The sequence below is a fragment of the Pseudomonas sp. LF020 genome (assembly GCF_053456425.1).
On sequence record NZ_JBRFIX010000001.1, the window covers coordinates 690,230 to 704,100 of the forward strand.

Consider the following 13,871-nt stretch of genomic DNA (forward strand, 5'->3'; position numbering starts at 1 on the left):
CGCGGGGGCTGGCCGCGCTTCGGTCGCCCCGTATAATGCCGACATCGCCACTGGTATGGATTAACGGATTGCATATGACTGAACAGCGCCCGATTGCGGTCCTGGGAGGCGGAAGTTTTGGTACCGCCGTGGCCAATCTATTGGCCGAGAACGGCCATCAAGTCCGGCAGTGGATGCGTGACCCCGAGCAGGCCGAGGCCATCCGGGTCAACCGCGAGAACCCGCGTTACCTCAAAGGCATCAAGATTCTGCCGGGAGTGACTGCGGTCACTGACCTACAGGCCACCCTCGATGCCTGCGAGCTGTGCTTCGTCGCGCTGCCGTCGAGCGCGTTGCGCACGGTGCTGGCTGCCCACGCCGAGCGCCTGAGCGGCAAGATGCTGGTCAGCCTGACCAAGGGCATCGAAGCCCACACCTTCAAACTGATGAGCCAGATCCTCGAAGAGATCGCTCCGCAAGCGCGCATTGGCGTGCTGTCCGGGCCGAACCTGGCGCGGGAGATCGCCGAGCACGCGCTGACCGCCACCGTGGTCGCCAGCGAAGACGAAGAGTTGTGCAAACATGTGCAGGCTGCGCTGCATGGTCGCACCTTCCGCGTTTACGCCAGTGCCGACCGCTTCGGTGTCGAGCTGGGCGGCGCGTTGAAAAACGTCTACGCGATCATCGCCGGCATGGCGGTGGCGCTGGAGATGGGCGAGAACACCAAGAGCATGCTGATCACTCGCGCCCTGGCCGAGATGACCCGGTTCGCGGTGAATCAGGGCGCCAACCCGATGACCTTCCTCGGTCTGGCCGGGGTCGGCGACTTGATCGTGACCTGCTCGTCGCCGAAGAGCCGCAACTATCAGGTTGGGTTTGCCCTAGGTCAGGGCCTGAGCCTCGATGAAGCGGTGTCGCGCCTGGGCGAAGTCGCCGAGGGCGTGAACACCCTGAAGGTGCTCAAGGCCAAGTCCCAGGAGGTTGGCGTGTACATGCCGCTGGTCGCCGGGTTGCATGCGATCCTGTTTGAAGGGCGCACGCTGGAGCAGGTGATCGGTCTACTGATGCGGGCCGAGCCGAAAACCGACGTCGACTTTATTTCCACCAGCGGTTTCAACTGATTCAACAGGAAGCGAGCCATGAACGATCCGAAAACCGAAGCCAAGTACGAATCCATCCTCCTGCGGGTGCTGTGGATGATCGTCTATGTGCTGGTCTGGCAAGTGGCGCAGTTCATCCTCGGCGCGGTGGTGCTGGTGCAACTGATCTATCGTTTGATTTACGGCGCGCCGAGCGCCAGCCTGATGAACTTCGGCGACAGTCTGAGCCAGTTCCTCGCGCAGATCGGCCGCTTCGGCAGCTTTCACAGCGACCAGAAACCCTGGCCGTTCGCCGACTGGCCAACCCCGCGTGCTCCGGAAGGCGAGGCGCCGCACGCCGTGCCGCCAGCCCCGCATCCGGTCCGCGATGAGGAACCCAAGCTATGAAACTCTGGGTATTGCGTCACGGTGAGGCCGTGCCTTACGGCTCGTGCCCCGACTCCGAACGGGCGTTGACCGAGCACGGTCGTCAAGAAGCCTTGAAGAGTGCGGCCCGGCTGATCGGCCAGCCGCTGACGGCGATCTATGCCAGCCCTTATCTGCGTGCGCAACAGACTGCGCAGATTGTCCGCGAGGCGCTGGGGTTCGAGCCGGAGATTCGCACGGTCGAATGGCTGACGCCGGAGACTGATCCGGACAAGGTCACCGATCAACTGGTCTCAGTGAGCAATGTGCTGCTGGTCAGCCACAACCCGCTGGTGGGCAATCTGCTGAGTTATCTGCAGCATGGTGCCGGGTATCCGCCGGAGAAGGTCGGCACCGCTGGCCTTGCCGAGCTGGAAAGCCCTGAATTGCTGATTGGCTCGATGACCCTCAACAGCCTCAAGCACCCTTAAAAGCAAAAGATCGCAGCCTTCGGCAGCTCCTACATTGTTCCGTGTAGGAGCTGCCGCAGGCTGCGATCTTTTGATCTTGTTTCTTTTGGTAAAAAATCCAACCAAGCACTTGCTTGGTTGACTACGCTTGCTCCAGACCAAAAAAACAGGAGCGAGTCGCATGTCTGCCGCATTCCGTTTGCCGCTGGACGTGTTCTACGAACGTGAGGCCCGGCACCCGCGCCAACGCTTTCTGGTGCAGCCTATCGGTGGCGGGCAGGTCGAGACCCTGACCTGGGCCGATGTCGGTCATCAGGCCCGTTGTGCCGCGCACTGGCTGCGCGCACGTGAATTACCGCAGGGCAGCCACATCGCGCTGATCTCGAAAAACTGCGCGCACTGGATCATTGCCGATCTGGCGATCTGGATGGCCGGGCATGTGTCGGTGCCGCTGTATCCCAACCTCACGGCAGACTCGGTCAATCAAGTGCTGACGCATTCGGAAAGTGTGCTGGCGTTCATCGGCAAACTCGATGACTGGCCGGGCATGTCCGCCGGGATACCGGCGGACATGCCCACCATCAGCCTGCCGCTGCATCCGCCCGGCGAGTTTGATTTCAGCTGGGACGACTTGCAGAAAAGCTCGCCGATCCGGGACGATCCGCGCCCGGCAGGCGAACAACTGGCAACCATCATCTACACCTCCGGCACCACCGGGTCGCCCAAAGGCGTGATGCACAGCTTTGCCAATCTGGGGTTTGCCACCACTCGCGGGACGCAGTTATTTGGGCTCAACGAGAACGACCGGCTGCTGTCGTACCTGCCGCTGTGCCATGTCGCCGAACGCATGTTCGTTGAGCTGGCCTCGATCTACACCGGGCAAACCGTGTTTTTTGCCGAAAGCCTCGACACCTTCATCACCGACCTGCAACGGGCACGACCCACCGCGATGTTCGGCGTGCCGCGGATCTGGACCAAATTCCAGATGGGCGTGTACGGCAAGATCCTGGCCAAGCGCCTGGATTTTCTGCTGGGTCTGCCATGGATTGGCAAGCGGGTCGGGCACAAGGTGCTGGCCGGGTTGGGTCTGGATGCATTGCGCGTGGCCCTGTCCGGTGCGGCGCCGGTGCCGCAGACCTTGCTCAGTTGGTATCAGAAGCTTGGCCTCGATGTGCTGGAGGTGTATGGCATGACCGAGAGTTGTGGTTACTCGCACATCTGTCTACCAGGCCAGTACAAACAGGGCTGGATCGGCAAGCCGTGCCCGGAGGTCGAGGTGCGCATCGATGAGTCCGGCGAGGTGCTGGTGCGCAGTCAGGCGAACATGCTCGGCTATTTCAAGGAACCGCAGAAAACCGCCGAAACCCTCACCGAGGACGGTTTTCTGCGTACCGGCGACAAGGGCGAACAGGACGCCGAGGGGCGCTTGCGCCTGACCGGGCGACTCAAGGAAATCTTCAAGACCAGCAAAGGCAAATACGTCGCCCCGGCGCCGATTGAAAACCGTCTGGCAGTGCATTCGCGGATCGAGCAGGTCTGTGTGGTCGGCGATGGTTTGAGTGCGCCGCTGGGCTTGTGCGTGATCTCCACCGTCAATCAGGACGAGGGGCGGGCCAGTCTGCATTCGAGCCTGGAAAAACTGCTGGAAGAGGTCAACGCCGTGCTCGACAAGCATGAACGGCTGCGGCGGCTGGTGGTGGTCAAGGACAGTTGGGCGGTGGAAAACGGCTTTCTCACGCCGACCTTGAAGATCAAGCGTAATGTCATCGAAGACACCTATGGTGCACGTTTTGAGGAATGGAGCGAGCGCAGCGAGGCGGTGCTGTGGCAGGATTGACTGACGATCAAAACAACAAAGGAAGCCTGCGATGACCTTGTGGCGCACCACTCCAAACATCGAGCAGTTGAACGCAATCCAGAAAAACACCATCGGCGAAGTGCTGGATATTCGTTTCGAGTCTTTTGACGACGAGTCGTTGACGGCGAGCATGGTCATCGACCACCGCACCCACCAACCCTACGGTCTGCTGCACGGCGGTGCCTCGGTGGTGCTGGCGGAAACCGTCGGCTCGATGGCCAGTTATCTGTGCATCGATGCCAGCAAGTTCTATTGCGTGGGGCTGGAAATCAACGCCAACCATTTGCGCGGTTTGCGCAGCGGGCGGGTGACAGCGGTGGCTAAATCGATTCACATCGGTCGCACCACGCACGTCTGGGATATCCGCCTGACCAGCGACGAGGGCAAGGCCAGTTGTGTGTCGCGCCTTACCATGGCGGTGGTGCCGTTGGGTGAGCAGCCGCCGCTGCGGTGATGATCTATAAGATCAAAAGATCGCAGGCTGCGCCAGCTCCTACATGGGATCGTATTTCAATGCAGGAGCTGGCGCAGGTTCGGGCCGCGATCGGACGATCTTTTGCTTTTCACGACATCTCCACCACCCTTTCTGGCAGTTATGGTCATTGCTGCGGCTCCTGGTCTTACGGACAATCAACATCACGTTTCCCGTTCATGGATAAGCCCGCATGTCGCAACCGATCTTTTTCGCCCACGCCAACGGCTTTCCCTCGGGCACCTATGGCAAGTTGTTCGCGGCGCTGGCGCCCGAGTACCGGGTCGCGCATCTGGAGCAGCATGCCCATGACCCGCGTTTCCCGGCGGACGACAACTGGTACAACCTGGTCGACGAACTGATCCACCATCTGCAGCAGCAGGATCAACCGGTGTGGGGCGTCGGCCATTCATTTGGTGGCGTGTTGCACCTGCACGCGGCGTTGCGTTGCCCTGAGCTGTATCGCGGCGTGGTGATGCTCGATTCGCCGGTGCTGACTCGCACTGACCAGTGGGTGATCCGCGCGGCGAAGCGCTTCGGGTTCATCGACAGACTGACCCCGGCCGGACGTACGTTGGGGCGGCGCGAAGAGTTCGCCGATCTCGACACGGCGCGCAGCTATTTTGCCGGCAAGACCCTGTTCCGCGGTTTCGATCCGGAATGCTTCGATGCCTATCTGCAACACGGATTGCATACGGTCGGTGGCAAGTTGCGTCTGCGCTTCGACCCGGCCACCGAAATCAGTATCTACCGCGGCGTGCCACACACCAGTCCGGGGCGCACACGCCAATTGCAGGTGCCACTGGCCGTGGTGCGTGGCCACAAGAGCCGGGTGGTCATGCGTCATCACAGCCGATTCGTCGGGCGCCTGCCGCAGGGTGAAGCGCTGAGCATGCCTGGCGGGCACATGTTCCCGCTCGAGCGTCCGCAAGACACGGCGCGCCTGCTCAAAGAGCTGTTTACGCGCTGGGAGCGCCGCCAACAGAAGGACTGCGCATGAGCCCGATCTTCGAAGAAGTGCGCCTGAGCCTGCCGCATATCGAACTGGCCGCGCATTTGTTCGGGCCCGAGGATGGTCTGCCGGTGATCGCCCTGCATGGCTGGCTCGACAACGCCAACAGCTTTGCGCGCCTGGCGCCCAAGCTCAAAAGCTTGCGCATTATCGCGCTGGACATGGCCGGGCATGGGCATTCCGGGCATCGGCCCAACGGCGCCGGTTATGCGCTGTGGGACTACGCGCACGACGTGTTGCAGGTCGCCGAGCAATTGGGCTGGAAGCGCTTCGGCCTGCTCGGGCATTCGATGGGCGCGATCGTTTCGCTGGTGCTGGCCGGGTCGTTGCCGGAGCGCATCAGCCACTTGGCGTTGATCGACGGGGTGATTCCTCCTACGGACAAAGGCGAAAATGCCGCCGAGCGTATGGGCATGGCCCTGCAAGCGCAGCTGGATTTGCGCGAGAAGCGCAAGCCGGTCTACAACACCCTTGATCGTGCCATCGAAGCGCGGATGAAGGGGCTGGTGGCGGTCAGTCGCGAAGCCGCGGAACTGCTGGCGCAACGCGGTTTGATGCCGGTGCCCGGTGGATATACCTGGCGCACCGACAATCGCCTGACCCTGCCGTCGCCGTTGCGCCTGACCCAGGAGCAGGCGATGGCCTTCGTTCAGCGTGTCACCTGCCCGGCGCAATTGGTAGTGGCCGTCGACGGCATGCTGGCCAAACATCCGGAGTTGCTGGAGCGTCTACCCTTTAGCCAGGAACAGCTGGCGGGCGGGCATCATTTGCACCTGAACGAGGAGTCCGGTGCCGACCTTGTCGCAGACTGTTTCAATCGCTTCTTCGCCATTCCTTGACTTGCACCGGGCAACTGTCGAGGCTGGGCGGGTTGAAATGGGAGACAAACACGATGGATTTCTATACCGCTGCGCCCCCGACCCGCCAAGCCATGCCGATCCGATGAGCCTGACTATGCGGTCACTCAGTCTGTTGGCGCTGTGCTGTTTCAGTTCCTTTTCGTTCGCCGCCGACGTGCCCGGCAGCCAGGATCTGCAGATCGTGCCGCGTCTGGCCGATGCACAGATCGTCGACTATCGCCCTCCCGTTGAGCTTGAGCGGATCTATCCACTGGGCTCGATCCGCAAGATCAGCGGCCAGTTGCGCTTTGACGGCCAGGTCACGGCGCGCGGCCAGACCACTTCGGTCACTTACGAGTTGCCGCCTGAGCATTCCGCCACCGAAGCCTTCACCGCCGCCCGCGAAGCCCTGCAAAAGCAGGACGCCGAGTTGCTGTTCTGGTGTCAGGCCCGCGATTGTGGCGAAAGCAGCCTGTGGGCCAATGAAGTGTTTGGCAACTCCAAGCTGTACGGTGCCGACGAGCAACAGGCCTATCTGCTGTTGCGTCTGGCCGCACCGAAGGACAATACCCTGGTGGCGCTCTACAGCATCACCCGCGGCAATCGCAAAGCCTACCTGCATGTCGAACAGTTCGAAGCGGGCGCGCCGCTGGGCGAGTTGTTGCCGACCTCGGCCACGCTGTTGCGACAGCTCAAAAGCACCGGTGAACTGGACTTTCCCAAGCTGACCGGGGATCCGGATGACACCTGGCTGCGGCTGATTTCCCGTGGCTTGAACCTCGACACCACCCAGCGCGTGACGATTGCCGGACCCAAGGCCGAGGCCTGGCGTCAGGCGCTGATCGGCCAGGGTGTGCGGGCGGCGCGGATGGAGGCGGGGAGCGTCGACGGCCCTGGCCTGCGCATCGATCTGTTGCGATAAGCTGCACCGGGCGTGCACGCGTGGCGTGTTCGCCTACTCTTTGACCGACTGACTTCTTCGAGACTTTACATGCTCAATAACGATCGGCTGTTGGTGCAAATCCTCCTGCTGGTGCTGTTCGGTGCCAGCCTGTGGGTGATGGCGCCGTTCTGGTCGGCGCTGTTCTGGGGCGCGGTGCTGGCGTTCGCCAGTTGGCCGCTGATGCGTCTGCTGACCCGCTGGCTCAATGGCCGCGAATCACTCGCCGCAGCTATTTTGACCCTGGGCTGGATGTTGCTGGTGGCGGCGCCGCTGGTGTGGCTCGGGTTCAACCTGGCCGATCACGTGCGCGATGCCACGGCGTTCATCAAGGATGTGCAGGTCGATGGTCTGCCGGAGGCGCCGGCCTGGCTCGGCAGCGTGCCATTGGTGGGCGAGCGGCTGGTCGGGGTCTGGAACAGCATTGATCAGCAGGGCGCAGCGCTGATGGTGTCGATCAAGCCGTATCTGGGGCAGGTCGGGAACTGGCTGCTGGCGCGCAGTGCGCAGATTGGCGGCGGGATTCTCGAGCTGACCCTGAGCATTGTCTTCGTGTTCTTTTTCTATCGCGACGGGCCGCGCTTGGCGGCATTTGTACACGGTCTGCTGGAGCGGCTGATTGGTGAGCGTGCCGGGTATTACATCGAACTGGTGGCCGGTACGGTGCAGCGGGTGGTCAACGGGGTGATCGGTACGGCGGCGGCGCAGGCGGTTCTGGCGTTGATCGGCTTTCTGATTGCCGGGGTTCCGGGGGCGTTGGTGCTGGGGATCGTGACCTTTTTGTTGAGTCTGATTCCGATGGGTCCACCGTTGGTGTGGATTCCGGCCACGGCCTGGCTGGCGTGGAAGGGCGAGTACGGGATGGCGGTGTTTCTCGGGATTTGGGGGACGTTCATCATCAGTGGCGTGGATAACGTGTTGAAGCCTTATCTGATCAGTCGCGGTGGGAACCTGCCGTTGGTGATTGTGTTGCTTGGGGTGTTTGGCGGGTTGATTGCGTTTGGGTTTATCGGGTTGTTTATCGGGCCTACGTTGTTGGCGGTGGCTTATAGTTTGTTGACGGATTGGAGCAAGAGTCAGGCTCGGGTCTAGGTTTGGCTTGGCGGCCTTTGGGCCGACCAGGTTCCTGGGGGTTTGGGTGAATATCCGTTTTTTTGGGTGTTGCGGCTGGCGGTTTCGCCCTTACGGCGAGTCACTTTTTACAAACGCCTAAAAAGTAACCCAAAACGCTTGCTCCTACGTTCGGCCCGCTCGCTGGGGCTCGGGGTCCCTTCGCTCCGGGATTGATCCGGGCGCAGCGCCTACGGTTTGCTTCGCTGCACCTCCTCTCGCTGTGTTTGGCTGCGCCAAACGGTCGCTGCGCTCCCACCCCCGGATCAATCCCTCCTCTCAGCCTTCCGATGTCGCCCGTAGGTCAAGATCAAGAGCTTTCGGCGAGCGGACACTCGGCCATTGAGTGGGGCGGCTTTGCCGCATGCGGTGCAAACAGTTCAAAATTGTGGGAGCCAGCCTGCTGGCGATGGCGGCCTTATAGCCGACCAATTTCCAACTGAATGCCTTCAATCCCTGTGGGAGCTGGCTTGCCAGCGATGACGGTCTTACAGCCGACCAATTTCCAACTGAATGCCTTCAATCCCTGTGGGAGCTGGCTAGCCAGCGATGGCGGCCTTACAGCCAACCAATCTCTAACTTCCTGTACTCGATCCAATTGTAGGAGTGAGCCTGCTCGCGAAGAGGCCTATAAGGCAACCAGCCTCTCACGGTCACACCCAGATGACCGTTCCCACACCACTGCATGGAAACGATCACTCGTCACGACATCAACTCAAGTCGCCACATTCAGGTACTTGCCCACCGGCGCAGCATTGTCCAGCGAATACTGCTTGCTCAAGTTGGCAATCATCCGGTTCAGCGCTTCGCTGGTGGTCTGGGTGCTGGCGTCCTGTTGTGCGTGCGGGCGTTCCCGACCTGCTTGTAGCGCCGCTTTCAGTTCGTCGCTGCTCACGTCGCCACTGCTGTCACTGTCGAGGACTTTGAGCAATGCGGCGCTGGTATCAGTGTTACTCGTCGAAGTGCTGTCGCTGCTTTGCAGCGCGCTGCTCAGTTCGGAGGCGCTGATGCTGCCATCGCCATCAGCGTCCAGTTGGCTGAACAGTTCGTCGCTGGAGGCGTGTTGTGGCGGTGGAGGCGGTGGTGGGGTCAGGCTGGCGGTGAGTTCGTCCTGGCTGACGGTGCCGTCCTTGTTCTTGTCCAAGGCCGAGAAGATCTGGTTGCTGTCGGCGCTGCTGCCGGCGCTGGTCAGGCCGTTGCTTAGTTCGTCGCTGCTGATGACGCCGTCGCCATCGGTGTCGAGGGCGCTGATCAGGGCGTCGGCGAGGTCGGTGTTGGGCGCTTGATCCTGCAGTGGCGGTGGGGGCGCCATGGCGCTCATTTCTTCGGCGCTGAGGCCGCCGCTGGCATCGCTGTCCAGATCGCCGAATTGTTTGCTCAGGTTGACCAGCAGGCCGTCGTCGGATTTCTGCGACAGAGCACTTTTCAGTTCGTCCTGATCCACCGCGCCGTCGCCATTGCTGTCGAGTTTGGCGAACAGCTGCTTTTGCAATTGCTGGCTGCGGGCGTTCTGGGTGGAGGTGCTGCTGGTGCTGGTATAGCTCGTGTAATTGCTGACGCTACTGATCATGGGCTCACTCCTTGGACTGTAAAACCGGTGGGTATACCGGCTTGTGCAGACTCAATGGGCAAGATGTCCTGGGTGTTTTGGCTTTGTACCGGTGGGTATACACGATGGAGTGAACACCACTGAAACCTGTGGGAGCGGGCTTGCTCGCGAAGGCGGCCGATCATTCAACACAGAAGTCGACTGACACACCGCTTTCGCGAGCAAGTCCGCTCCCACGGGGGATAGGTGTGTTTCTCAAGTGCGCGGTAGGCGGATGATTGCGGTCAAGCCGCCGCCCGGGGTTTCTTCCAGATTCAACTGACCACCCAGACGCTGCGCGGCTTCGCGGGCGATGGTCATGCCCAGGCCGACGCCGCCGGAGTTGCGGTTGCGTGAGCCTTCCAGGCGAAAGAACGGTTCGAACACCGCTTCGCGTTTGTCTTCGGCAATGCCCGGGCCGTGGTCGATCACGCGGATCAGCAGTTGCTCGCGTTGATCCTGCAGTTCGATGCGCGCCTGTCCGGCGTAGCGCAGGGCGTTGTCCATCAGGTTGTTGATGCACGAGCGCAGCGCCATCGGCTGCACCTGCAGCGGTGCGCAATGGCCGCTGACTTCAACGTCCGCGCCTTGATCCTGAGCGTTCTCGCACAACGATTCGACCAGCGCCTGCACATCCATCAACTGCAGGGCTTCGCTGGTGCGTTGTTCGTGCAGGTAGGTGAGGGTGGCGTCGAGCATGCCGATCATGTCGTTGAGGTCCTGGCGCATCTGGCCTTGCAGTTTTTCGTCGGCGATCTGTTCCAGGCGCAGCTTCAACCGCGACAGTGGGGTGCGCAGGTCGTGGGAGACGGCGCCGAGCATGCGTGCCCGTTGCTGCACCTGTTCGCGAATGCGTTGTTGCATCAGGTTGAAGGTGTGCGCCGCTTGCCGTGCCTCGCGCGGGCCGGACTCGTCCAGCGGCGGGCTGTCGAGGTTTTCGCTGAGGCGTTCGGCGGCGTCGCTCAGGCGCTGGATCGGCCGGCTGAGCAGTTTGGCGCCGTACCACGCAGCAATCATCAGCGAGATGAACTGGAAGGTCAGCGGCACCAGCGGCCCGCCGAACCACGGACGCGGCGGGCGATGGGCGAAACGCGGATCCGGCGGCGGCCGCTGGCCGTCGACGTCCTCGGTAAACTCCGGCGGGGGTGGCGGTGGGGGCGGGCCGTAGTGGTGAAACCAGGCAAAGGCCAGCAGGTGCGCCAGGACGATCGCCACGAACAGCATGCCAAACAGGCGGCCGAACAGCGTGTCGAAGCGCGCTCGCATCAGCCGATGTCCCGCGCGTCGAACAGGTAACCTTCACCGCGTACGGTTTTGATCAACTGCGGGGCTTTCGGGTCGTCGCCGAGTTTTTGCCGCAGGCGCGACACCAGCAAATCGATGCTGCGGTCGAACGCCTCGATCGAACGGCCACGGGCGGCATCCAGCAGTTGTTCGCGGCTGAGTACGCGGCGCGGGCGTTCGATGAAGACCCAGAGCAGGCGGAATTCGGCGTTGGACAGCGGCACCACCAGGCCATCGTCGGCAATCAATTGGCGCAGCACACTGTTCAGGCGCCAGTTGTCGAAGCGAATGTTGGCGCGCTGTTCGGTGCGGTCATCGCGCACGCGGCGCAGGATGGTCTGGATCCGCGCCACCAGTTCCCGGGGTTCGAACGGTTTGGCCATGTAGTCATCGGCGCCCAGCTCAAGACCGATAATACGGTCGGTGGGTTCGCAGCGGGCGGTGAGCATCAGGATCGGGATGTCCGATTCGGCGCGCAGCCAGCGGCACAGCGACAGGCCGTCTTCGCCGGGCAGCATCAGGTCGAGCACCACCACGTCGAAATGCTCGGCTTGCATCGCCTGACGCATGGCTGCGCCGTCGGTGACACCGCTGGCGTGGATGTTGAAGCGCGCGAGGTAGTCGATCATCAGCTCGCGAATCGGCACATCGTCATCGACGATCAGCGCACGGATGCTCCAGCGCTTGTCGTCTTTCTGCTCATCAGTCACGGTGGTCTGGGTGTTGTGCATGGGGCTGTTCATCTGCCAGTAGGCCGCCAACCACAAAGATGGGCTGCGAGGTGGTGGTTTCAGCATAGGCGTCCTGCCGTGAGGCGGGAAGTGCTGATGTAAGGACGTGTTGCGGCTGGCGAGGCTAGCGCGGGCGCTTGTTGGCGGCGTGTCGGTTGTGTATCGGGTTCGACACAATTGCACCGAGCGCTATGCTGATCACGTTTGCGGCGACGATTTACCGATCATCGGGTGCCGCGCTGGCGCCGCTTCCGCTACAATGCGCGCCGATTTCGACTTGCCTGAGAGCCCATCCATGTCCGCCTGCCAGACTCCTATCATCGTCGCCCTGGATTTCCCCACCCGTGACGCCGCACTGAAGCTGGCCGACCAGTTGGATCCGAAACTGTGCCGGGTCAAAGTGGGCAAGGAACTGTTCACCAGTTGCGCCGCGGAAATCGTCGGCACCCTGCGTGACAAGGGCTTCGAGGTGTTCCTCGACCTGAAATTCCATGACATTCCCAACACCACCGCGATGGCGGTGAAAGCCGCCGCCGAGATGGGCGTGTGGATGGTCAACGTGCATTGCTCCGGTGGTCTGCGCATGATGGCCGCTTGCCGTGAAGAGCTGGACAAGCGCAGCGGCCCGCAGCCGTTGCTGATTGGCGTGACCGTGCTGACCAGCATGGAACGCGAGGATCTGGCCGGTATCGGTCTGGACATCGAGCCGCAGGAGCAGGTGCTGCGTCTGGCTGCGCTGGCCGAGAAGGCCGGGATGGACGGTCTGGTGTGCTCGGCACTGGAAGCCACTGCGCTGAAGTCGGCCCACCCGTCGCTGCAACTGGTGACCCCGGGGATTCGCCCGGCGGGCAGTGCGCAAGATGACCAGCGCCGTATCCTGACGCCGCGTCAGGCGCTGGATGCCGGTTCCGATTACCTGGTGATCGGCCGCCCGATCAGCCAGGCGGCGGATCCGGCCAAGGCACTGGCGTCGGTCGTGGCCGAACTGACCTAAAAAGATCGCAGCCTTCGGCAGCTCCTACAGGGGTTATGTGAACACCTGTAGGAGCTGGCGCAGCCTGCGATCTTTTGATCTTGCTTCAGACCTTCAGCACCAACTTGCCGAAATTCTCCCCGCTGAACAATTTCATCAGCGTCTCCGGAAAGGTCTGCAGACCTTCGACGATGTCCTCCTTGCTCTTGAGCTGCCCCTTGGCCATCCAGCCGGCCATTTCCTGCGCGGCACTGGCGTACTGCGCGGCGTAGTCCATCACCACAAAGCCTTCCATGCGCGCACGGTTTACCAGCAATGACAGGTAGTTGGCCGGGCCTTTGACCGCTTCCTTGTTGTTGTACTGGCTGATGGCGCCGCAGATCACCACCCGGGCTTTCGGTGCCAGACGGCTGAGCACAGCGTCGAGAATCTCACCGCCGACGTTATCGAAGTACACGTCGACGCCTTTCGGGCACTCGCGCTTGAGTCCGGCCAGTACATCTTCGTGCTTGTAGTCGATGGCGCCGTCGAAGCCCAGTTCATCGATCAGGTATTTGCACTTGTCGGCACCACCAGCGATGCCGACGACCCGGCAGCCTTTGATCTTGGCGATTTGCCCGGCAATGCTGCCCACCGCCCCGGCAGCCCCGGACAGCACCACGGTGTCGCCAGCCTTCGGTGTGCCGACGTCGAGCAGCGCGAAGTAAGCGGTCATGCCGGTCATGCCCAGGGCGGACAAATACACCGGCAGCGGTGCCAGTTTCGGATCGACCTTGTAGAAACCTCTGGACTCACCGAGGAAATAATCCTGCACGCCAAGGGCGCCGTTGACGTAGTCGCCGACGGCAAAGCCCGGGTTGTTCGAAGCGATGACCTGGCCGACGCCCAGGGCGCGCATGACTTCACCGATTTCTACCGGCGGGATGTAGGACTTGCCCTCGTTCATCCAGCCGCGCATGGCCGGGTCGAGGGACAGGTATTGGTTTTTCACCAGGATCTGGCCTGCGCCCGGTTCGCCGACCGGGACTTCCTGATAAGTGAAGGTCTCACGGGTCGCTGCCCCCACCGGGCGTTTGGCGAGCAGAAACTGGCGATTGGTCTGGCTGGTCATGGCAGGCACTCGAACTGAATGAAGCCTTGTTGATAGACCCTCGAGGCCAATGCCGCAAG

At 61.9% G+C, this 13,871-nt stretch carries 14 protein-coding genes; 10 read left to right on the forward strand and 4 right to left on the reverse strand.

Going from position 1 to position 13,871, the window contains the following annotated elements:
* Nucleotides 1-74 precede the first annotated feature (74 nt).
* The 9 genes from ACU680_RS03225 (at nucleotide 75) to ACU680_RS03265 (ending at nucleotide 8,107) form a co-directional block, all read left to right on the forward strand.
* A complete protein-coding gene (locus ACU680_RS03225; RefSeq protein WP_448178627.1) occupies nucleotides 75-1,100 on the forward strand; it encodes an NAD(P)H-dependent glycerol-3-phosphate dehydrogenase in 1,026 nt (341 codons plus the stop codon).
* A gap of 18 nt (nucleotides 1,101-1,118) precedes the next feature.
* Complete coding sequence (locus ACU680_RS03230) at nucleotides 1,119-1,466, forward strand: DUF4389 domain-containing protein (RefSeq protein ID WP_448178628.1); 348 nt, start codon at nucleotides 1,119-1,121, stop codon at nucleotides 1,464-1,466.
* Complete coding sequence (gene sixA, locus ACU680_RS03235; protein ID WP_448178629.1) at nucleotides 1,463-1,915, forward strand: phosphohistidine phosphatase SixA; 453 nt, start codon at nucleotides 1,463-1,465, stop codon at nucleotides 1,913-1,915. The genes ACU680_RS03230 and sixA overlap by 4 nt, the downstream gene beginning before the upstream one ends.
* A 160-nt stretch (nucleotides 1,916-2,075) precedes the next feature.
* Entirely contained in the window at nucleotides 2,076-3,731 is a 1,656-nt protein-coding gene (locus ACU680_RS03240; protein WP_448178630.1) for an AMP-binding protein, read from the forward strand.
* Between the two features lie 31 nt (nucleotides 3,732-3,762).
* The gene (locus ACU680_RS03245) at nucleotides 3,763-4,206 is read left to right on the forward strand and encodes a hotdog fold thioesterase (RefSeq protein ID WP_448178631.1); all 444 of its coding nucleotides are present in this window, start codon (nucleotides 3,763-3,765) and stop codon (nucleotides 4,204-4,206) included.
* 211 nt (nucleotides 4,207-4,417) lie between these two features.
* Nucleotides 4,418-5,224, forward strand: coding sequence for an alpha/beta fold hydrolase (locus ACU680_RS03250; RefSeq protein ID WP_448178632.1), 807 nt, complete (start codon nucleotides 4,418-4,420; stop codon nucleotides 5,222-5,224).
* On the forward strand, nucleotides 5,221-6,075 hold the full coding sequence (locus ACU680_RS03255) for an alpha/beta hydrolase (protein WP_448178633.1): 855 nt from the start codon (nucleotides 5,221-5,223) through the stop codon (nucleotides 6,073-6,075). Before ACU680_RS03250 ends, ACU680_RS03255 begins: the two co-directional genes overlap by 4 nt.
* A gap of 115 nt (nucleotides 6,076-6,190) precedes the next feature.
* On the forward strand, nucleotides 6,191-6,997 hold the full coding sequence (locus tag ACU680_RS03260; protein ID WP_448178634.1) for a DUF4892 domain-containing protein: 807 nt from the start codon (nucleotides 6,191-6,193) through the stop codon (nucleotides 6,995-6,997).
* A 69-nt stretch (nucleotides 6,998-7,066) separates the two neighbouring features.
* On the forward strand, nucleotides 7,067-8,107 hold the full coding sequence (locus tag ACU680_RS03265) for an AI-2E family transporter (protein ID WP_448178635.1): 1,041 nt from the start codon (nucleotides 7,067-7,069) through the stop codon (nucleotides 8,105-8,107).
* 733 nt (nucleotides 8,108-8,840) lie between these two features.
* On the opposite strand, the gene xopAW is transcribed toward ACU680_RS03265, so the two are convergent.
* The 3 genes from xopAW to ACU680_RS03280 all read right to left on the reverse strand — a co-directional run bounded on the left by xopAW (nucleotide 8,841) and on the right by ACU680_RS03280 (nucleotide 11,728).
* A complete protein-coding gene (gene xopAW / locus ACU680_RS03270) occupies nucleotides 8,841-9,695 on the reverse strand; it encodes a XopAW family type III secretion system calcium-binding effector (protein ID WP_448178636.1) in 855 nt (284 codons plus the stop codon).
* A gap of 234 nt (nucleotides 9,696-9,929) precedes the next feature.
* Nucleotides 9,930-10,979 (reverse strand): sensor histidine kinase, encoded by a 1,050-nt coding sequence (locus ACU680_RS03275; protein ID WP_448178637.1) that lies wholly within the window; start codon nucleotides 10,977-10,979, stop codon nucleotides 9,930-9,932.
* Nucleotides 10,979-11,728, reverse strand: a complete 750-nt coding sequence (locus ACU680_RS03280) for a response regulator (protein ID WP_041073744.1) — start codon at nucleotides 11,726-11,728, stop codon at nucleotides 10,979-10,981. Before ACU680_RS03280 ends, ACU680_RS03275 begins: the two co-directional genes overlap by 1 nt.
* Nucleotides 11,729-12,023: 295 nt before the next feature.
* Between ACU680_RS03280 and pyrF the strand changes: the two genes are divergently transcribed.
* Nucleotides 12,024-12,722, forward strand: a complete 699-nt coding sequence (gene pyrF, locus ACU680_RS03285; protein ID WP_448178638.1) for an orotidine-5'-phosphate decarboxylase — start codon at nucleotides 12,024-12,026, stop codon at nucleotides 12,720-12,722.
* Between the two features lie 85 nt (nucleotides 12,723-12,807).
* On the opposite strand, the gene ACU680_RS03290 is transcribed toward pyrF, so the two are convergent.
* Complete coding sequence (locus tag ACU680_RS03290; protein ID WP_448178639.1) at nucleotides 12,808-13,812, reverse strand: NADP-dependent oxidoreductase; 1,005 nt, start codon at nucleotides 13,810-13,812, stop codon at nucleotides 12,808-12,810.
* Nucleotides 13,813-13,871: the final 59 nt, after the last annotated feature.